General features: G+C 73.7%; 17 protein-coding genes. 2 read left to right on the top strand and 15 right to left on the bottom strand.

The features are described from left to right. The 14 genes from FHL80_RS18320 to pyrR form a co-directional block, all read right to left on the bottom strand. Nucleotides 1-417, bottom strand: a 417-nt coding sequence (locus FHL80_RS18320) for a primosomal protein N' family DNA-binding protein (RefSeq protein WP_500684523.1), incomplete at its 3' end; no start/stop codon positions are given. Beyond that, nucleotides 414-1,637: a methionine adenosyltransferase gene (gene metK, locus FHL80_RS18325; RefSeq protein ID WP_138734809.1), complete on the bottom strand. Its 1,224-nt coding sequence runs from the start codon at nucleotides 1,635-1,637 to the stop codon at nucleotides 414-416. The genes FHL80_RS18320 and metK, both read right to left, overlap by 4 nt. Nucleotides 1,638-1,784: 147 nt before the next feature. After that, complete coding sequence (coaBC, locus tag FHL80_RS18330) at nucleotides 1,785-2,999, bottom strand: bifunctional phosphopantothenoylcysteine decarboxylase/phosphopantothenate--cysteine ligase CoaBC (protein WP_138734810.1); 1,215 nt, start codon at nucleotides 2,997-2,999, stop codon at nucleotides 1,785-1,787. 134 nt (nucleotides 3,000-3,133) lie between these two features. Then, entirely contained in the window at nucleotides 3,134-3,397 is a 264-nt protein-coding gene (gene rpoZ, locus FHL80_RS18335; protein WP_014741310.1) for a DNA-directed RNA polymerase subunit omega, read from the bottom strand. Nucleotides 3,398-3,481: 84 nt separating this feature from the next. Then, the gene (gene gmk, locus FHL80_RS18340) at nucleotides 3,482-4,057 is read right to left on the bottom strand and encodes a guanylate kinase (protein WP_138734811.1); all 576 of its coding nucleotides are present in this window, start codon (nucleotides 4,055-4,057) and stop codon (nucleotides 3,482-3,484) included. Between the two features lie 44 nt (nucleotides 4,058-4,101). Then, entirely contained in the window at nucleotides 4,102-4,458 is a 357-nt protein-coding gene (mihF, locus tag FHL80_RS18345; protein ID WP_026845070.1) for an integration host factor, actinobacterial type, read from the bottom strand. A 324-nt stretch (nucleotides 4,459-4,782) separates the two neighbouring features. Further along, entirely contained in the window at nucleotides 4,783-5,661 is an 879-nt protein-coding gene (gene pyrF / locus FHL80_RS18350) for an orotidine-5'-phosphate decarboxylase (RefSeq protein WP_138734812.1), read from the bottom strand. After that, the gene (locus FHL80_RS18355; protein WP_246078779.1) at nucleotides 5,658-6,620 is read right to left on the bottom strand and encodes a dihydroorotate dehydrogenase; all 963 of its coding nucleotides are present in this window, start codon (nucleotides 6,618-6,620) and stop codon (nucleotides 5,658-5,660) included. The genes pyrF and FHL80_RS18355 overlap by 4 nt, the downstream gene beginning before the upstream one ends. After that, entirely contained in the window at nucleotides 6,617-7,528 is a 912-nt protein-coding gene (locus FHL80_RS18360) for an iron-sulfur cluster-binding protein (RefSeq protein WP_216870859.1), read from the bottom strand. The genes FHL80_RS18355 and FHL80_RS18360 overlap by 4 nt, the downstream gene beginning before the upstream one ends. Continuing rightward, entirely contained in the window at nucleotides 7,525-10,836 is a 3,312-nt protein-coding gene (gene carB, locus FHL80_RS18365) for a carbamoyl-phosphate synthase large subunit (RefSeq protein ID WP_138734813.1), read from the bottom strand. The genes FHL80_RS18360 and carB overlap by 4 nt, the downstream gene beginning before the upstream one ends. Then, complete coding sequence (gene carA / locus FHL80_RS18370; RefSeq protein ID WP_216870860.1) at nucleotides 10,836-11,948, bottom strand: glutamine-hydrolyzing carbamoyl-phosphate synthase small subunit; 1,113 nt, start codon at nucleotides 11,946-11,948, stop codon at nucleotides 10,836-10,838. The genes carB and carA overlap by 1 nt, the downstream gene beginning before the upstream one ends. Nucleotides 11,949-12,024: 76 nt before the next feature. Beyond that, a complete protein-coding gene (locus FHL80_RS18375) occupies nucleotides 12,025-13,305 on the bottom strand; it encodes a dihydroorotase (RefSeq protein ID WP_246078780.1) in 1,281 nt (426 codons plus the stop codon). 72 nt (nucleotides 13,306-13,377) lie between these two features. Continuing rightward, nucleotides 13,378-14,304 (bottom strand): aspartate carbamoyltransferase catalytic subunit, encoded by a 927-nt coding sequence (locus FHL80_RS18380; RefSeq protein WP_138734816.1) that lies wholly within the window; start codon nucleotides 14,302-14,304, stop codon nucleotides 13,378-13,380. After that, on the bottom strand, nucleotides 14,301-14,870 hold the full coding sequence (gene pyrR / locus FHL80_RS18385; RefSeq protein ID WP_138734817.1) for a bifunctional pyr operon transcriptional regulator/uracil phosphoribosyltransferase PyrR: 570 nt from the start codon (nucleotides 14,868-14,870) through the stop codon (nucleotides 14,301-14,303). Before pyrR ends, FHL80_RS18380 begins: the two co-directional genes overlap by 4 nt. Before the next feature lie 255 nt (nucleotides 14,871-15,125). Here pyrR and bldD point away from each other — a divergent pair, with 255 nt between their 5' ends. Next, nucleotides 15,126-15,668, top strand: a complete 543-nt coding sequence (gene bldD, locus FHL80_RS18390; RefSeq protein WP_138734818.1) for a transcriptional regulator BldD — start codon at nucleotides 15,126-15,128, stop codon at nucleotides 15,666-15,668. Nucleotides 15,669-16,369: 701 nt separating this feature from the next. Here bldD and FHL80_RS18395 read toward each other — a convergent pair. Next, on the bottom strand, nucleotides 16,370-19,060 hold the full coding sequence (locus FHL80_RS18395) for a LuxR C-terminal-related transcriptional regulator (protein WP_216870861.1): 2,691 nt from the start codon (nucleotides 19,058-19,060) through the stop codon (nucleotides 16,370-16,372). Nucleotides 19,061-19,448: 388 nt separating this feature from the next. Between FHL80_RS18395 and FHL80_RS18400 the strand changes: the two genes are divergently transcribed. Next, nucleotides 19,449-19,664, top strand: coding sequence for a hypothetical protein (locus FHL80_RS18400; RefSeq protein ID WP_138734820.1), 216 nt, complete (start codon nucleotides 19,449-19,451; stop codon nucleotides 19,662-19,664). Nucleotides 19,665-19,706 lie beyond the last annotated feature (42 nt).

Consider the following 19,706-nt stretch of genomic DNA (forward strand, 5'->3'; position numbering starts at 1 on the left):
CGGTGGGGGTGGGTCGAGCCGCGGCCTCTTCTCCGGCGCGCCCCGGCGGGGCGGCAGGGCCAGCCGCAGCACGTCGGTCATCGACCCGGCGTAGCGGTCGGCGACCGACCGGGCGAGCTCGGCGACCTCGGGGGTGAGCACCGGCTCGGCGGAGACCACCTTGGCCAGCGGCGCGAGCTTGCCGGCGTGGTCGGTGCTGCCGGCCAGCTCGAGGACGACGCCGTCCACCAGCTTGCCGGCGAACCGCACCCGGACCCGGCAGCCGGCCACCACCTGCTCGGCCAGCTCGTCCGGGACGGCGTAGTCGAAGGGCCGGTCCAGGTGCGCCAGGGGCACATCGACGACGACCCGGGCCACCCGAGTCGTTCGGGTCCCCGGGTCGTCGGTGGTGAGCTCCTGCTGACTCAGCGCCGTCAAGCCCCCACGGCGTCGCGCAGCACGTCGACGCGGTCGAGCCGCTCCCAGGGCAGCTCGACGTCGGTGCGGCCGAAGTGGCCGTAGGCCGCGGTCGGCGCGTAGATGGGCCGGAGCAGGTCCAGGTCGCGGACGATGGCGCCGGGGCGCAGGTCGAAGACCGCGCTGATCGCCTTCTCCAGCTGCTCCTCGGGCACCGTGTTGGTGCCGAAGGTCTCCACGAACAGCCCGACCGGGTGGGCCGCACCGATCGCGTAGGCGACCTGCACCTCGCAGCGGCGGGCCAGACCCGCCGCGACGACGTTCTTGGCGACCCAGCGCATCGCGTAGGCGCCGGACCGGTCGACCTTGGAGGGGTCCTTGCCGGAGAAGGCGCCGCCGCCGTGCCGGGCCATGCCACCGTAGGTGTCGACGATGATCTTGCGGCCGGTGAGCCCGGCGTCGCCCATCGGGCCGCCGATGACGAACTTGCCGGTCGGGTTGACCAGCAGCCGGTAGCCGGTGGTGGGCAGGCCGAGGGCGGCCAGCTCCGGCTCCACGACGAGCTCCTGCACGTCGGGGGCGAGCAGGGTGTCGATCGAGATGTCCTCGGCGTGCTGGCTGGAGACCACCACGGTGTCGACGGCGACCGGGCGGTCGTCCTCGTAGACGACGGTGGCCTGGACCTTGCCGTCCGGGCGCAGGTAGGGCACCGACCCGTCCTTGCGCACCGCCGACAGCCGGCGCGCCAGCCGGTGGGCCAGCGCGATCGGCAGCGGCATCAGCTCGGGCGTCTCGTCGGAGGCGTAGCCGAACATCAGGCCCTGGTCGCCGGCGCCCTGCCGCTCGATCAGGTCGTCGGCGACGGCCGCGCGGTGCTCGTCGTCGCTGAGGCCGGCGGTGCGCGCCTCGTAGGCGGTGTCGACCCCCTGGGCGATGTCCGGGGACTGCGCGCCGAGGGAGACGCTGACGCCGCAGGAGGCGCCGTCGAAGCCCTTGCGCGAGGAGTCGTAGCCGATGCCGAGGATGGTCCTGCGCACGATGTCGGCGATGTCCACGTAGCCGGAGGTGGTGACCTCCCCGGCGATGTGCACCTGGCCGGTGGTGATGAGGGTCTCGACGGCCACCCGGCTGCGGGGGTCCTGCTCGAGCATCGCGTCCAGGATCGCGTCGCTGATCTGGTCGGCGATCTTGTCGGGGTGGCCCTCGGTCACCGACTCGGAGGTGAAGAGACGGCGTGGCACTCGGTTCTCCCTGCGATCGGCGGCCGCACGCGGTGGTCGCGTCCGGTTGGCGGGTGGCCCCGTCGGCTGAGGTTACCGGCGCGGACCGGCAGGCGTCCCAGGCGGCCGAGCGGTGTGGACGAGCGGTGCCGAGGAGCCGGGTCAGTCCTACCCGGCGGGGTCGGCGGCGAGCGCGTCCCAGATGCCCGCCGCGACGACGTCCTTGCGGCCGGCCGGGACGGGCGTGACAGTGCCGTCGGCAGCGAGCACCGTGACCTCGTTGTCGGCCCGGCCGAACACCTGCCCGGCCGAGACGTCGTTGACCACGAGCAGGTCGACGCCCTTGCGGGCCAGCTTCGCGCGGGCGTGGGTGAGCACGTCGCCCTCGGCGTCACCGGTCTCGGCGGCGAAGCCGACGACCCGCTGCCCGGTCCGGCGGGCGGCCACCAGCTCGACCAGGACGTCGGCGTTGCGGACCAGGTCCACCGACGTCGGCTCGCCCGCGCTGCCCTTCTTGAGCTTGCTGGCGGCGACCGTGCCGGGGCGGAAGTCGGCGACCGCGGCGGCCATGACGACGACGTCGGCCACCGCCGCCTCGGTGTGCACGGCGGTCCGCAGCTCCTCGGCGGACCCGACCGGGACGACGCGCACCCCGAACGGCGCGGGCGCCTCGACGTTGGCGGCGACCAGCACGACCTCGGCGCCGCGGGCGGCGGCGACCCGGGCCAGCGCCCAGCCCTGCATGCCCGAGGAGCGGTTGCCGAGGAAGCGCACCGGGTCCAGCGGCTCCCGGGTGCCCCCGGCGCTGATGACGACCCGGCGGCCGGCGAGGTCCTGCCGCAGCGCCGGGGCACCGGCGGTGAGGACGACCTCGGCCAGCGCGGCGACGTCGGCGGGCTCGGGCAGCCGGCCGGGACCGGAGTCCGGACCGGTGAGCCGGCCGACGGCGGGCGGCAGCACGACAGCGCCGCGGCGGCGGAGCGTGGCGACGTTGTCCTGGGTGGCCGGGTGCAGCCACATCTCGGTGTGCATGGCGGGCACGAACACGACCGGGCAGTGCGCGGTGAGCAGCGTGGCGGTGAGCAGGTCGTCGGCCCGGCCGGCGGCGGCGCGGGCGAGCAGGTCGGCGGTGGCCGGGTTCACCAGGACCAGGTCGGCGGTCTGGCCGATCCGCACGTGCGCGACCTCGGGGACGTCGTCCCAGACCTCGGTGGCGACCGGGTTGCCGCTCAGCGCCTCGAACGTCGCCGCGCCGACGAAGCGCAGCGCGGACGCGGTGGGCACCACCCGCACGTCGTGGCCGCGCTCGGTGAGGGCGCGCAGCAGCAGCGCGGACTTGTAGGCCGCCACGCCGCCACCCACGCCCAGGACGATCCGTGCCATGCGTCCATCCTCCCCGGACACGACGACGCCCCCGGCACTCGGTGCCGGGGGCGTCACCCGCAAGGGTCTGGAACGGCCCCCTCGCAGGGCCCCGCCGCGAGCTCGCGAGTGGTGGGGGGCGAGGGGGTCCTTCCTCAGTTCTCGCCGGCGGTGTGGGTCAGCAGGCCCTCGTTGATCTCGCGCAGGGCGATCGAGAGCGGCTTCTCCTGGGGCGCGGTGTCGACCAGCGGGCCGACGTACTCCAGCAGGCCCTCGGAGAGCTGGCTGTAGTAGGCGTTGATCTGACGCGCGCGCTTGGCGGCGTAGATGACCAGCCCGTACTTGCTGCTGGTGCGCTCGAGCAGCTCGTCGATGGGCGGGTTGGTGATGCCCTCAGGGGCGGGTGCGACTCCGGACACGGGCGGGCGTGCTCCTCAACTCGGTGTGCGGGCGGGCGGCGGATCTCCTCCGCACGGTCGCCTCGGGCGCGCCTCCGGCAGCGGTCAGGAACCCGCGGGCGGAGGCGCAGTCAGCAAGCCTACCAACTCGTCCGCGGCTCTGGCCACGTCGTCGTTGACGACGACGACGTCGAACTCCCCGGCAGCGTCCAGCTCGGCCTGCGCGAGGGCGAGCCGGCGCTCCTGGACCTCGGGGTGCTCCGTACCCCGGCCGGCCAGCCGGCTGACCAGCTCGGACCAGGACGGCGGGGCCAGGAAGACCAGCTGGGCCTCCGGCGCGCGGGCGCGGACCTGGCGGGCGCCCTGCAGCTCGATCTCCAGCAGCGCCGGCGACCCGGCGGCCAGCTGCTCCCGCACCGGTCCCGCCGGCGTCCCGTAGCGGTTGCCGGCGAACTCTGCCCACTCCAGGAGGCCGTCCTGGGCGATCAGCCAGTCGAAGTGCTCGTCGTCGACGAACCAGTAGTGCTCGCCGTCCACCTCACCCGGCCGCGGCTTGCGGGTGGTGACCGACACCGACACCCAGACCGCGGGGTGCCGGCGCCGGACCTCGGCGACGACCGTGCCCTTGCCGACTCCGGAGGGACCCGACAGGACCGTCAGGCGGGCCTGCGCACGAGCCACTCCGGGCGTCCTCGGGACGGGCGTCGGTCGGGACAGCGACGTGCTCAGACGAGGCCCTCGGTCGGGACCTGGTCGGGCTGCACCTGCTCGCCGGCGAACTCGGCCTCCAGCGCCTTGCGCTGGTTCGCGCCCAGGCCCCGGACGCGACGGGTCGGCGAGATCTCGAGACGCTCCATGATCTTGGCCGCGCGGGCCTTGCCGACGCCCGGGAGCGACTCCAGGACCGCGGAGACGCGCATCTTGCCGATGACCTCGTCGGTCTCGCCCTGCTTGAGGACGTCGCCGACCGTGGTGCCCTTGCTCTTGAGCTTCTCGCGGAGCTCGGCACGGGCCTTGCGGGCCGCAGCGGCCTTCTCCAGGGCGGCGGCGCGCTGTTCGGGTGACAACTCGGGAAGGGGCACGGAGCAACCCAATCGTGTTCATGCCGGTGGTCGTGGCCGGCGGTGTTCTTCGGTCTGGGGCACTGCTGCCGAACGGCTCGTGGATGAACCTGGCGCCAACCTAGTCACCTCGAACTCGCTGGTCACCCGGTACCCGGCTGTCTCAGCCGTCGACGCGTGTGCTCACCCGCCCGGACGGCGGACCGTGCGGTGCCGTAACCAGCCCATCACCGCTGGTCAGCGGGCCGTTCCGTGACCGCCACCTCCGCGTCACCAGGCCGTCACCGGGCCGTCACCCAGCGTCTCCAGAGCGCGCGACGCCACCGACCAGCCAGGCCGCCCGCCTCACGCGGTGAGCTCGGCCGTCCAGCGGTCCGCCGCGGCGCGCAGCGCGGCGCCGTCCGGCCCCGCCCGGAGCACGTCCCGGGAGACGGTGGGAACGACGGCGCGCCCGGCCCCGAACAGCCGGCGGAGGTCGGCGACCGACCCGCCCTGCACCCCCAGCCCCGGGGCGAGCACCGGCCCACCCAGGCCGTCGAGGTCGACGTCGAGGTCCCGCAGCGTCGCCCCGACGACCACGCCGAACGAGCCGGTCGACGGCCCCCAGCGCCCGGCGACGTCCCGGACCGCGGCGATGTCGGGCAGCGGGTCGCCGACCACCCACTCGGGGGTGTTCCAGCCGCGCACCGTGTCGACGACGGCCTGGGCGACCGTCCGCTCCCCCACGAGGGCGTGCTGGAAGGCGCCGGCGTCGGGGTTCGACGTCCGCGCGAGCACGAACAGCCCGCCGCCGGTGATCCGCGCGGTGTCCACGGCCGGCTGCAGCGACCCCGGGCCGAGGTACGGGCTGACCGTCAGCGCGTCGACGGCCAGCGGGTGCTCCGGGCGCAGGTAGTCGGCGTAGGCGTCCATCGTCGAGCCGATGTCGCCGCGCTTGGCGTCCAGCAGGACGAGCGCCCCGGCGGCGCGGGCGCGTGCCACGGCGTCCTCCAGCACGGCCAGCCCGCGGGAGCCTTGCCGCTCGTAGAACGCCAGCTGCGGCTTCAGGACGGCGACGTGCCCGGCGAGGGCGTCGACGACGGCGTCGGTGAACCGGGCCAGGCCGTCGGGGCTGTCCGGCAGCCCCCAGTCGGCCAGCAGCGGCACGTGCGGGTCGATGCCCACGCACAGCGGCCCGCGGGCGGCGACGGCGTCGGCGAGCCGCTCCCCGAACGGGACCCTCATCGGTGCGCGTACCCGACGGCGTCGCGCAGCGAGGCGAAGCCCCGGGCGGCGAGGGCGTCGGCGAGCTCGGCGTGGACCCGGGCCGGCGCGGAGGGGTCGTTGAAGACCGCCGTCCCGACCGACACGGCGCTGGCCCCGGCGAGCACGAACTGCAGAGCGTCCAGCCCGGTGCGGATGCCGCCCATGCCGAGGACGGGCACCTCGGGCAGCGCCTGGTGCACCTGCCAGACGCAGCGCAGCGCGACCGGGCGGATCGCCGGGCCGGACAGCCCACCGGTGACCCCGCCGAGCACCGGGCGCATGGTGTCCGGGTCGATGACCAGCCCGAGCAGGGTGTTGATCATCGACAGCCCGTCCGCGCCGGCCGCGGTGACCGACCGGGCGATCGAGACGATGTCGGTCACGTCCGGGCTGAGCTTGGCGAAGACCGGGTGGGCCGGGTCCGCCGCCTCCCGCACCGCGGCCACCACGTCGGCGGCGGCGACGGGGTCGCAGGCGAAGACCTCGCCGCGGCTCTCGACGTTCGGGCAGGAGATGTTGACCTCCAGGCCGAGCACGCCGGGCACGCCGCGCAGCCGGGTGGCGAGCTCGGCGAAGTGCTCCACCCGGGTGCCGGCGATGGAGACGAGGGCCCGCGCCCCGCGCTGCGCCAGCCAGGGCAGCTCGTCGGCGAGCAGGCCGTCGATGCCCGGACCCTGCAGTCCGATGGAGTTGAGCATCCCGCTGGGCGTCTCGGCCATCCGCGGCGTGGGGCGGCCCGAGCGCGGCTGCAGCTGGACCGACTTGGTGACCACCGCGCCGAGCGCGTCGAGGTCGACGAACGGCTCGAGCTCCTGACCGAACGCCGAGCACCCCGAGGCGGTGAGCACCGGGCCGGGGATCGGCGCGAACGCCAACGCCGTCCCCATGTCGACTGCTCCGCTCTCGGCGCCGAGAGTGGAGGGCTTCGTCGCGGTCACGCCGGCAGCACCCCCATCGCGGCGGCGCCGACGACGTCGGCGGTCAGCGTGCCGACGTCGGCGAACCTCACCCGGTCCCCACCGAACACCGGCCCCTCGGTGCAGGACCGGCTGAACCGGGTGCGCCCGTCGGCGCCGACGACCGGCAGCACGCACGTCATGCAGACCCCGATCCCGCAGGCCATCGACTCCTCCACCGCGACGTAGGACGGCACCCCGGCCGCGGTGGCCAGCTCGGCGACCGCGCGGAGCATCCCCATCGGCCCGCAGGCGTAGACGACGCCGACCCGGCCGACCTGCTCGGCGACGGCGTCGGTGACCCACCCCCGGCGGCCCGCACTGCCGTCGTCGGTCAGCACGGTCACCCCGGCCAGCGCGCTGAGCTCGTCGACCGAGCAGAGCCGGTCGGCCGAGGCGGCCCCGGCGACGGCGGACACGTCCGAGCCCCGCTCGCGCAGCGCGCCGGCCAGCCCGACCAGCGCGGCCGCGCCGTAGCCACCGCCGACCAGCAGCGCCGGCGTGCCGGGTTCCGGGAGCGGGAACGGGCGGCCCAGCGGGCCGACGACGTCCACGGTCGCGCCGGGCTGCAGCCCGGCCAGCCAGGTCGACCCGGGCCCGTGCGGGGCGACGACGACGGTCAGCCGCCCGTCGCCGGTGCCGGCGATCGCGATCGAGCGGCGCAGCAGCATCGCCGACTCCCGGCCGCCGATCGCGAACGCGACGAACTGCCCGGGCACCGCGCGGCCGGCGGTCTCCGGGGCGGCGAAGGTCAGCTCCACGTAGGCGCCGACCGGCCGCCGTCCGACCACCTCGACCACCCGCTGCACCGGCGCCTGGACAGCCGCCGGTGCCGGCTCGGTCAGCAGCTCGCCGAAGGCGTGACTTTGGCGGTCGGCGGGGGCGGTCACGCGCGGGCCTCGGCGGCCTGGGCGGCGGCCAGCGTCCGGTGCAGGTCCTGCAGGCTGCGCACGCCCAGCTCACCGCGGCGCAGCGCCTCCACGCCCTGCACCGTGGCGGCCATGCCCTGCACCGTGGTGATGCACGGGACGCCCATGGCCACCGCGGCGGCGCGGATCTCGTAGCCGTCCAGCCGGGGGCCGCTGTTGCCGGGCGTCCCGAAGGGGGTGTTGACGACGATGTCGACGTCCCCGGCGAGGATCCGCTCGACCACGTTGCCCGGACCCTGCGAGAACTTGCCGACCACCTCGCAGCGCACCCCGTTGCGGCGCAGCACCTGGGCGGTGCCGACGGTGGCCAGCACGGTGAACCCGAGGTCGGCCAGCCGCTTGATCGGGAAGATCGCCGCGCGCTTGTCCCGGTTGGCCAGCGAGACGAACACCGTGCCCGTGGTGGGCAGGTTGCCGTAGGCGGCGGCCTGGGACTTCGCGAACGCGGTGCCGAACTCCGCGTCGATGCCCATCACCTCGCCGGTGGACTTCATCTCCGGGCCGAGGACGGTGTCCACGCCGTGGCCCTCGACGGTGCGGAAGCGGTGGAAGGGCAGCACCGCCTCCTTGACCGCGATCGGCCCGTCGACCGGGAGGTCGGTGCCGTCCCCGGTGGCCGGCAGCACCCCGGCCGCGCGCAGCGAGGCGATCGACTCCCCCACGGCGATCCGGGCGGCGGCCTTGGCCAGCTGCACCGCCGTCGTCTTGGAGACGAACGGCACGGTGCGGCTGGCCCGCGGGTTGGCCTCCAGCACGTAGAGGACGTCGTCCTTGAGCGCGTACTGCACGTTCATCAGCCCGCGCACGCCGATCCGCGCGGCGAGCGCCTCGGTGGCCCGGCGGATGCCGGCCAGGTCCGCGCCTCCCAGGGTGATCGGCGGTAGCGCGCACGCCGAGTCGCCGGAGTGGATGCCGGCCTCCTCGATGTGCTCCATGACCCCGCCGAGGTACAGGTCGGTGCCGTCGAAGAGCGCGTCGACGTCGATCTCGACGGCGTCCTCGAGGAACCGGTCGACCAGCACCGGGTGGTCGGTGCTCACGTCGGTGGCCTTGGTGATGTAGGCCTCGAGCACGGCGTCCTCGTAGACGATCTCCATGCCGCGGCCGCCGAGCACGTAGGAGGGCCGGACCAGCACCGGGTACCCGATGTCGGCCGCGATCTCCTTGGCCTCGGCGGAAGTGGTGGCCATGCCGTGCTTGGGCGCGAGCAGGCCGGTGTCGCGCAGCACCCGGGAGAAGGCGCCGCGGTCCTCGGCGGCGTCGATCGCCTCCGGCGAGGTGCCCAGCACCGGGACGCCGGCGTCCTTGAGCCGCTGCGCCAGCGCCAGCGGCGTCTGCCCGCCGAGGGTGCAGATGACCCCGGCGACCGGCCCGGCGGCGCGCTCGGCCTCGACGACCTCCAGCACGTCCTCGAAGGTGAGCGGCTCGAAGTACAGCCGGTCGGCGGTGTCGTAGTCGGTCGAGACGGTCTCCGGGTTGCAGTTGACCATCACCGCCTCGTAGCCGGCGTCCTGCAGCGCCATCACCGCGTGCACGCAGGAGTAGTCGAACTCGACACCCTGGCCGATGCGGTTGGGGCCCGATCCGAGGATGAGCACCGCCGGGCGCTCGCGCGGCTCGACCTCGTCCTCCTCGTCGTAGGAGGAGTAGTGGTAGGGCGTCCGGGCGGCGAACTCCGCGGCGCAGGTGTCCACGGTCTTGTAGACCGGCCGGATGCCCAGCCGCCAGCGCAGCCGCCGGACGCCGTCCTCACCGGCCAGCTCCGGCCGCAGCTCGGCGACCTGCCGGTCACTGAGGCCGTGCCGCTTGGCCACCGCGAGCAGCTCCGGGGTCAGCGCCGGCGCCGCACGGACCTGCTCGCCGATCTCGGTGACCAGTGCGATCTGGTCGACGAACCAGGCGTCGAAGCCCGACGCGGCCGACACCTGCTCGACGGTGGCGCCGGCGGCCAGCGCGCGCTGCGCGGTGTACAGCCGGCCGTCGACCGGGGTGCGCAGCTGCTCGAGCAGCTCCTCGGCGGTGGACCCGTCCTCGGGGGTCGTCCAGAACCCGGCGGCGGTGGTCTCGGTCGACCGCATCGCCTTGCCCAGCGCCTCGGTGAAGTTGCGGCCCATGGCCATGACCTCGCCGACGCTCTTCATCGTCGTGGTCAGCCGCGGGTCGGCGCCGGGGAACTTCTCGAAGGCGAAGCGCGGGATCTTCACCACGACGTAGTCCAGCGACGGCTCGAACGACGCCGGGGTGACCCCGGTGATGTCGTTGGTGATCTCGTCGAGGGTGTAGCCGATGGCCAGCTTCGCGGCGATCTTGGCGATCGGGAAGCCGGTGGCCTTGGACGCGAGGGCGCTGGACCGGGACACCCGGGGGTTCATCTCGATCACGACCAGCCGGCCGGTCTCGGGGTGGACGGCGAACTGGATGTTGCACCCGCCGGTGTCCACGCCGACCTCGCGCAGCACCGCGATGCCGACGTCGCGCATCTGCTGGTACTCGCGGTCGGTGAGGGTCATCGCCGGGGCGACGGTCACCGAGTCCCCGGTGTGCACGCCCATCGCGTCGATGTTCTCGATGGAGCAGATGACCACGACGTTGTCGCTGCGGTCGCGCATCAGCTCGAGCTCGAACTCCTTCCAGCCGAGCACCGACTCCTCGATGAGCACGGTGTGCACCGGCGAGTCGGCCAGCCCGTGACCGGCCATCCGGCGCAGCATCGGCTCGTCGGTGGCGATGCCCGACCCCAGCCCGCCCATGGTGAAGCTGGGCCGGATGACGACCGGGTAGCCGACCTCCTCGGCGGTGGCGATCGCCTCCTCGACGGTGCCGCAGACCGTGGAGCGGGGGGCGTCGGCGCCGATGGACCGGACGATGTCCTTGAACCGCTGCCGGTCCTCGCCGCGGTTGATCGCCTCGACGTCGGCGCCGATGAGCTGGACGCCGTACTTCTCCAGGACGCCGTTCTCGAAGAGCCCGATCGCGATGTTCAGCGCGGTCTGCCCGCCGAGGGTGGCGAGCACCGCGTCGGGCCGCTCGGCGGCGATGACCCGCTCGACGAACTCCGGGGTCAGCGGCTCGACGTAGGTGGCGTCGGCGACCTCGGGGTCGGTCATGATCGTCGCCGGGTTGCTGTTGACCAGGCTGACCCGCAGCCCCTCGGCCTTGAGCACCCGGCAGGCCTGGGTGCCGGAGTAGTCGAACTCGCTGGCCTGGCCGATGACGATCGGCCCCGAGCCGATGACCAGGACGTGCTGCAGGTCGGTGCGCTTGGGCATCAGCTGTTCTCCTTCTCCGCGGCCATCAGGTCGACGAACCGGCCGAACAGCGGGTTCGCGTCGTGCGGGCCGGCGGCGGCCTCGGGGTGGAACTGCACGCTGAACGCCGGCGCCTCGGTCAGCCGCAGGCCCTCGACCACGTCGTCGTTCAAGCCCACGTGGCTGACCTCGACCGGGCCGAAGGGGGTGTCCACCGGGCGGTCGAGCGGTGCGTCGACGGCGAAGCCGTGGTTGTGGCTGGTGACCCGCACCGTGCCGCTGACCCGGTCGAGCACCGGCTGGTTCAGGCCGCGGTGGCCGAAGCGCAGCTTGTAGGTGCCCAGCCCCAGCGCGCGGCCGAGGATCTGGTTGCCGAAGCAGATGCCGAACAGCGGCCGGCGGGCCTCCAGCACGCCGCGCACCGCCTCGACGGCGTAGTCCGCGGCCGCCGGGTCGCCGGGGCCGTTGGAGACGAAGACGCCGTCCACACCGTGCTCGAGCAGCTCGGCGGCGGTCGCGGTGGCGGGCAGCACGTGGGTCTCCACCCCGAGCTCGGCCAGCGCCCGCGGGGTCGCGGTCTTGATGCCCAGGTCGAGCGCGGCGATGGTGAACCGCTTCTCCCCCACCGCCGGGACGACGTAGCGCTCGGCGGCGCTGACCGAGGGCGCGAGGTCGGCGCCGGTCATGCTCGGGCTGCCGGTGACCTGCGCGAGGAGCTCCTCGGCGCCCAGCTCGGTGCTGATGCCCGCGCGCATGGCCCCGCGGTCGCGCAGGTGCCGGGTCAGCGCCCGGGTGTCGATGCCGCTGATCCCGACCACGCCCTGGGCGACCAGCTCGTCGTCCAGGCTGCCGGTGGCCCGCCAGTTCGCCGGGCGGCGGGCGGGGTCGCGGACGACGAAGCCGGCGACCCACATCCGGCGGCTCTCGTCGTCCTCGTCGTTGACGCCGGTGTTGCCGACGTGCGGCGCGGTCATCGCGACGATCTGGCCGGCGTAGCTGGGGTCGGTGAGGGTCTCCTGGTAGCCGGTCATCCCGGTGGAGAACACCGCCTCGCCGACCGTCGTGCCGGCCGCGCCGTAGGCCGTACCGCGGAAGGTCCGTCCGTCCTCCAGGACGAGGATCGCTGAGTTCACTGCTCCACTCCGCACTCGTTCCGCTCCTCGGTCGCCGGCGCTCCCTGCGATGCTCGCTCGCGCGTCGTGTTCGCGGTCACCGTGTTGCCTTTCCGTCCAGGACGGTCGCCGTCCCGCGCAGGAACGTCGCGACCACCCGGCCGGGGAGCTCCCGGCCGGCATAGGGGCTGTTGCGGCTGCGGCTGGCCAGCGCGGCCGGGTCGACGGGAGCCCGGTGCGCGGGGTCCAGCAACAGCAGGTTCGCCGGCTCGCCGACGGCGAGCGGGCGGCCGTGCGACTCGAGCCGGCCGATCGCCGCGGGGGCGACCGACATCCGCTCGGCGACCCCGCGCCAGTCGAGGAGCCCGGGCTCGACCATGGTCTGCACCACGACGGCCAGCGCCTGCTCCAGACCGAGCATCCCCGGGCGGGCCGAGGCCCACTCGCTCTCCTTGTCCTCCACCGCGTGCGGCGCGTGGTCGGTCGCGACGGCGTCGATGGTGCCGTCCGCCAGCCCGGCCCGCAGCGCCTGCACGTCGGCCTCCGTGCGCAGCGGCGGGTTGACCTTGAAGACCGGGTCGTAGCTCTCGGCGCACTCGTCGGTGAGCAGCAGGTGGTGCGGGGTGACCTCGGCGGTGACCTGCACGCCGCGGCTCTTCGCCCAGCGCAGGATCTCCACCGAGCCCGCCGTCGACACGTGGCAGACGTGCAGCCGGGCGCCGACGTGCCCGGCGAGCAGCACGTCGCGGGCGATGACCGCCTCCTCGGCGGCGGCCGGCCAGCCGGTCAGGCCGAGCCGGGCGGAGCGGTCGCCCTCGTTCATTTGGGCGCCGACGGTCAGCCGGGGCTCCTCCGCGTGCTGCGCTACCACGCCGTCCAGCGCCTTGACGTACTCCAGCGCGCGGCGCATCAGCGCCGGGTCGGCGACGCAGTGCCCGTCGTCGGAGAAGACCCGCACCCGGGCGGCGGAGTCGGCCATCGCGCCGAGCTCGGCCAGCCGCTCGCCGCGCAGGCCGACGGTGACCGCCCCGACCGGGACGACGTCCACCAGCCCGGCCTGCTGGCCGAGCCGCCACACCTGCTCGACGACGCCGGCGGTGTCGGCGACCGGGTCGGTGTTGGCCATCGCGTGGACCGCGGTGTACCCGCCGAGCGCGGCGGCGCGGCTGCCGGTCTCGACGGTCTCGGCGTCCTCCCGGCCCGGCTCGCGCAGGTGGGTGTGCAGGTCGACCAGGCCGGGCAGGGCGACCAGCCCGGCGGCCTGGACGACATCGGCGCCGGGCACGGTCAGCTCGTCGCCGATGGCCGCGATCCGGCCGTCCTCCACGAGCAGGTCGACGGCGTCCTCGCCGTACGGCTTCGCACCCTTGATCAGCATCGACATGTGCTGGTGCCTCGCTTCGCTCGGGCGCTCGCTCCGCGCCTCACTCGCTGGCGCTCGCTTCGATGCTCACTCACTGTCGGGAGCCCCTCCCAGGAGCAGGTAGAGGACCGCCATCCGGACCGAGACGCCGTTGCCGACCTGGTCGACGATCGTGGAGCGGGCGGAGTCGGCCACCTCGGCGGCGATCTCCATGCCGCGGTTCATCGGGCCGGGGTGCATGACGATCGCGTCGTCGGGCAGGGCGCCCATCCGCCGGCCGTCGAGGCCGTAGCGGCGGCTGTACTCCCGGGCGCTGGGGAAGAACGAGGCGTTCATCCGCTCCGCCTGCACCCGCAGCATCATCACCACGTCGGCCTTCGGGAGGACGGCGTCCAGGTCGTAGCTGACCTGCACCGGCCAGCTCCCGACGCCGACCGGCAGCAGCGTGGGCGGGGCGACCAGGGTGACCTCGGCGCCCAGCGTGGCCAGCAGCCAGACGTTGGACCGGGCCACCCGGCTGTGCAGCACGTCGCCGACGACCACCACCCGGACGCCGTCGAGCCGGCCCAGCCGCTGCCGGATCGTGTACGCGTCCAGCAGCGCCTGGGTGGGGTGCTCGTGGGTGCCGTCGCCGGCGTTGACCACGCTGCCCTGCACCCACTGCGCCAGCCGGTGCGGGGCCCCGGAGGCGCCGTGCCGCACGACGATCGCGTCGCTGCCCATCGCCTCCAGGGTCAGCGCGGTGTCCTTGAGGCTCTCGCCCTTGGAGACGCTGCTGCCCTTGGCGGAGAAGTTGATGACGTCGGCGGACAGCCGCTTGGCGGCCAGCTCGAAGGAGATCCGGGTGCGGGTGGAGTCCTCGAAGAACAGGTTGACCACCGTGCGGCCGCGCAGCGTGGGCAGCTTCTTGACCTCGCGACCGGCCAGCGCGGACTCGATCTGGGCCGCGGTGTCGAGCACCAGCGTCGCGTCGTCCCGGTCCAGGTCGCCGGCCTCCAGCAGGTGCCGCTTCACGCCTGGTCCTCCACGGTGACCTCGTCCCGCCCGTCCACCTCGGCGAGGCGCACCTTCACCGACTGGGAACGGGACGTCGGCACGTTCTTGCCGACGTAGTCCGCCCGGATCGGCAGCTCCCGGTGGCCGCGGTCGACCAGCACCGCCAGCTGCACCGCGCGTGGCCGGCCGAGGTCGCGCAGCGCGTCCAGCGCGGCGCGGACCGAGCGGCCGGAGAAGAGGACGTCGTCGACGAGCACGACCAGCCGGCCGTCGATGCCGGCCTCGGGCAGCCGGGTGTCCTCCAGCGCCCGGACCCCGCGCAGCCGCAGGTCGTCGCGGTAGAGGGTGATGTCGACGGTGCCGACGTCGACGCGGATGCCGCTGAACGTCTCGATCCGGGTGGCGAGCCGGCGGGCCAGCGGGGCACCGCGGGTGGGGATGCCGACCAGGACCAGGCCCCCGAGGTCGGGACCCGCCTTCTCGATCAACTGGTGGGCGATCCGGTCGACCACCCGGCCGACGTCGTCGGCGGAGAGCAACGGGGCGATCGTCGGTTCGGCGGGCAGCGCGGATGACCCGGTCATCGCAGCCTCCTTCCCCGCCTCACGGGACGGGTCGTTAAAGGAGTGGGCCGTCGTCGACGCGGCTGCGCCGGCGGCGGTGTGGACCGCGGACGACGGTACTGCACAGCCCGTTGTGACCCCGATCGCGCCCGTTCACCCGGCCCAGGTGAGAGATCTGACCCATGAGGGCGACCTGACTGTTGCCGCGAACCCACTACCAGTACTCTGCGTCACCAGTACCGTCCCGATACGACGACAGTCAGTGAGCAGAGGGTCATGAGCACCGACTACTCCAGGGCGCTTGGCGCCCGCCTGCGGGCCATCCGCAACCAGCAAGGACTGTCGTTGCAAGGCGTGGAGGACAAGTCCCACGGCCGGTGGAAGGCCGTCGTCGTCGGCTCGTACGAGCGCGGCGACCGGGCTGTCACCGTGCAGCGGCTCTCCGAGCTCGCCGTGTTCTACGGCGTGCCGGTCTCCGAGCTCCTGCCCGACCCGCGGCCCAGCTCCGCGGTCACCAAGAGCACCAAGATCGTGCTGAACCTGGAGTCGCTGGGCTCGCTGCCCGCCGACGAGGCCGGCCCGCTCGCGCGGTACGCCTCGACCATCCAGGCGCAGCGGCACGACTACAACGGCAAGGTGCTGTCGATCCGCGCCGAGGACCTCAAGTCCCTGGCGATCATCTACGACATGAGCCCCGACGAGCTGACCACCCGGCTCATCGAGTGGGGCGTGCTTTCCCCTGGCGCCGACGGCAGCATCTACGCCGACGTCGACGACGACGAGCCCGCCTGGGGCGACCGCCGCCGCGCTCCGCGCTGACCCGTCGCACGTGCCGGCGGGCCCCGCCGGCACGACGGCGGGGCTCCAGTGGGTCCCGCCGGGTGACGGCGAGCGACCGGAACCGCCACCAGACCTCCACGGGTTCCTGTTACAGACCCGCGTCTCGACACGCGCCGCGCGCCCCGCCGGCATGGGGTGTCCTGTGTCGCGTGCTGCCGCCACAGTCGTGCCAGGTGATCGGACCGTCCGAGGACGGGCCGGAGCCAGGAGCTGATGCGGCCCTCCCTTCGAGGGGCGACGGCTGTCGTGGCCAGGCAGCCGAGAGGCAGCACGAAGGCGGGTCCTGCCCCTCTGGGCGGGACGTCGCGATGGCCGGGGCCCAGGGGTCGGGGTCCTCGCCCCGGTCGAGCACGTCGGATGTCGCGATCACGTCGGCGCAGGACTCAACGATCCGCCGATGACCTGGTCGAGCGTCTCGCAGACGCTTCAGTGGCTTCCCTCCGTCGTGACGACGGTGTCGTGGCCGGCCTCCATGTGCTCGATGTGGTCGGGTCCAGCCGGCAGAGCTCGCCGGTGCCACGGATGAAACCGATCATGACGGTGCTTCTGCTGGGCAGAACACCGCCACCTGGCGTCTCGGCGGCGAAGCGCTGGTTCCTTCGAGGCCTGCCCGCCCGTGCGTGCGGAGGCCGTCGTCCGACCTGTGCGAGCGTCGAGTGACCGGTCGGCCGGCCCCCTCGTCAGTACGTACAGCTCTCGGCCCCCAGTGCAGCCCGCAACGCGGCTCGGCTGTTGATCCCCAGCTTGTCGTAGACGTGGGCGAGGTGGGTCTCGACCGTGCGGACCGAGAGCACGAGCTGCTCCGCGATGCTCTGGTTACGGGTACCGGCGGCTGCCAGGACGGCAATCTCCCGTTCGCGCTGGGTGAGCGCGTACGGCGCCAACCGGTCGAGAGCCGGCGTGTGCAGCCCGCCGGCGCTCCGGGCCAGCACGTTCGCCCGCGAACCTGAGGCCGCGGCCCGGCGACGGTGGCCGACGGACCGGTGCGCCTGTGCCGCCAGGGCGGCGGCGTCCGCCGCGCACGACAGGGCGCCCAGTTGTCGGAACCGTTCGGCCACCTCGTCCAGGGCCTCGCCGCGCGACCGCGCTACCGCGTCGGCGAGGGCGGCGAAGGACGTGAACAACGGTCCACCGAGTTCGGTGGCCAGGAAAGCCAACCGGCCGGCCACCTCGCCGGCGCGGCCGAGGCGGGCTGCGGTGTGCAGGGCCACGGCCTCCACGGAGAGCAGACCCATCTCGTCGGCCGCGGAGGCGGCCCGCAGAGCCGCCTCACCGGACTGCCCGTCGCGACCGGCCGCGGCGGCCGCCCACGCTTCCGCGAGGAGGAGCTCCGGCTCGAAGATGCGTATCGCGGGTTCGGCTCGAGCCGCCGCCAGCGTCGACGCGGCGCTGGCCGCGTCTCCCAGGAGGGCATGGGCATGGGCCAGCTTCGCAAGGCACAGCGGCAGGCAGCCCACGGGATCGGTCTCGACGAGACGGGCTGCGGCCTCTGCCAGCCACCGGACCCCTTCGGCCGCGCGTCCCGCTAGAAGCGCCGCCGACCCCCGGCTGAGCGCCGCGACCGCGTCGGCGGCCGATCGGCTACGGCCCAGGCTGGCCTCGTGCAGCGCGATCGCCCGTGACTCGACCGCGGGCAAGCGCCCGCCCATCTCGAGCGCCCAGCACTCCACTTGCATCAGCACGGTGCGCGCGCAGGCCGTCTCGACGCCGTCGACGCCGGCGCCCAACGCGCGCCACGCTCGGGCCGCACACTCGAGCGACTCGTCCGAATGGCCGAGGGCGGCGAGCTCGGCGGCGCAAGCGACGTCGTCCCACAGGGCCGCGACAGGTCTGGTCCGCTTCCTGTCCGGTACGTCGTCGGTCAGGAAGGTGGGCTTCGGAGGTTCCCCGTTCGCGAGGCGCAGCACCCTCACGACCGCCTCGACGACCTGGCCTGGGACACCGGTGGACCCGCTGACCACGCCGGCGAGGGCGAACGCTTCCCTGACCCGGCCCAACGCGAAGAGGTTGAGCATCCTGGTGACCGCCAGGTCATCGCGCTCCCTCGTGGTCGTCGTGGACGGCGCCGCCCGAGCAGCTACCTGCTCGGCCTCCTCGTGCCGGCTCTGCCACCGGAGGGCCTCCACCAGGGCGGCGGCAGCGGTCGGTCCCGCGCGCTCGTCCAGAGCGGCGCGCGCGAGGCGTTCCGCCAGCTCGTGATCGGAGGCAGCGTTGGCCTGGACCGCCGCTCGGGTCAGGACGGTCACATCCCGCGGGGGCCCGTCCAGTTGCAACAGCAGCGGGCCGATCCGCAGCGGGTCCTCCCGGGCCCAGCGCCGGACCGAACCGGTCCCGGCGAGCTGCTCCAGGTACTGACCGGACGCGGCCTGAGGCATCTGGGCGCAGAGCACCTCTGCCTCCAGCGGTTGGGCGAGCCGGGCGACGGGACGCCGGGACACCCGCTCAACGACGACCCGGCCCCGCCGCTCCAGGGCGGTGACGACCGCCGGCGAGGTGAGGGACAGCAGGTCCCCCAGCTCGAGCGCTCCTGCGATCGCCAGCAGCTCCATGGCCGCCCTCTCGGAGTCGGTGAGGTCGCCCATCTCGGCCTGGACGACCTCGCGGAGCCGTTGGGTGAGAGCCGGCTCGCCCTCCCAGCGCCAGATGCCCTCGACGCTGCGGAGCCGGGCGGTCTCGTGCCCGGCCTGCACCAGCTCGTGCAGCATCACCGCGCTGCCACCGCTGACGCGCCACAGGGTCTGCACCAGCCGGCTCTCCGGGGTGCCGCCCAACCGGGCCCTCAGGCCCTCCTCGACCTGCGGGCGCGTCCACGGCCGCAGCTCGACGCGGGTTGCCAACCTGTCCCGCCAGAGCGCATCCACCAGGTCGGGACCACGCGCTCCGCTCAGCACGGTGAGGACCACACTGGCCGCCCCGGTCAGAACGAGCTTGTGCACCATCGCGGCCGAGAGGTCGTCCAGCAGGTGTGCGTCGTCGATGACCAAGACGACCGGGCGGCCGGACCTGTCGTTGTCGAGGCTCGAGGCCATGGCCTGCCACACGGCCGCGGGATCCGAGCCTGCGCCGACGACCGGGACGAGGTGCGCGAGCGCGGCCAGCGGTATCCCCGCCGCAGTGCGGGTGGCCGTGGCCCATGCGCTTCGGTGGCCCCGCTGGTGCAGCGCGGCGAGCGCCTCCTGGGCCAGCCGGGTCCTGCCGGCACCCTGCGGCCCCGACACGACGACCGCACCCGGCCGGTCCCCGTCGAGCGTCGCCAGAAGCGCCTGCAGCTTGTGGTCCCGGTCGACGAACGGGCTCGGTACGGCCGACAGCTGCGGGTGGTGCTGCCCGGCGTCCCGGCCCCTGCCGGGAACGCCGTCGCTGGGCGTCATCGACCGCTGCGCAGGATGGCGGGGGGAGCTGCCATGCGGAACAGAATCGAGCCGCACGCCTGTGGTGACAAGCACGGCGCGCGCGGGAGCACCCTGATTGACTGGCTGGAACAGGACCGTGACCTGTTGTGACTCGGGTATCGAGACTACGTAGTTCCGGTGGTCGGGGCCGTATGGATGTCGCGTGAACATCCGTGTTCGATCTGCAGGTATCGGTGACAAACCGGGTTGTCCTCCAATGCTGCATCTCCCAGGATTCGTTCACCGAAGTCGACGGCATCGGTGGCAGGGGCAACGGGGTACACGTTCCCCGGTGGACTATTTCTCGCGGGCCACCCGGACGTTCTCCTGCATTCCTTGCGCATTCTCATCGCAACGAGGAGGAACCATGTTCGAGAACCAGATGGTCGAGCTGCTGCCGGCACGCACGACCATGACGAAGAAGGGCAACGGCGGGGGCAAGAAGAGCGGTAACGGCGGTAACAAGCTCACGATCACCCAGGTCGCCGTCGCCGTGGTCGCGGGCAACACCAACACTGCCTCCGGCGCCGGCAGCGAGGCCAACCAGCTGAACGTTGCTGCGGCCTCCAACAGCATCGGCTGACATCGAGTCGTGTCAGCGCAGTCGCTGAGTTGACACGAAGGG

It is taken from the genome of Modestobacter excelsi, assembly GCF_005930495.1.
Taxonomy (GTDB): domain Bacteria; phylum Actinomycetota; class Actinomycetes; order Mycobacteriales; family Geodermatophilaceae; genus Modestobacter; species Modestobacter excelsi.

Bases quoted from the DNA above. Each gene is read 5' to 3' on its own strand.
- coaBC (WP_138734810.1), bottom strand. From the start codon at position 2,999: ATGGCACGGATCGTCCTGGGCGTGGGTGGCGGCGTGGCGGCCTACAAG.
- pyrF (WP_138734812.1), bottom strand. From the start codon at position 5,661: ATGAGGGTCCCGTTCGGGGAGCGGCTCGCCGACGCCGTCGCCGCCCGC.
- carB (WP_138734813.1), bottom strand. From the start codon at position 10,836: ATGCCCAAGCGCACCGACCTGCAGCACGTCCTGGTCATCGGCTCGGGG.
- FHL80_RS18375 (WP_246078780.1), bottom strand. From the start codon at position 13,305: ATGCTGATCAAGGGTGCGAAGCCGTACGGCGAGGACGCCGTCGACCTG.
- pyrR (WP_138734817.1), bottom strand. From the start codon at position 14,870: ATGACCGGGTCATCCGCGCTGCCCGCCGAACCGACGATCGCCCCGTTG.
- bldD (WP_138734818.1), top strand. From the start codon at position 15,126: ATGAGCACCGACTACTCCAGGGCGCTTGGCGCCCGCCTGCGGGCCATC.
- FHL80_RS18395 (WP_216870861.1), bottom strand. From the start codon at position 19,060: ATGACGCCCAGCGACGGCGTTCCCGGCAGGGGCCGGGACGCCGGGCAG.
- FHL80_RS18400 (WP_138734820.1), top strand. From the start codon at position 19,449: ATGTTCGAGAACCAGATGGTCGAGCTGCTGCCGGCACGCACGACCATG.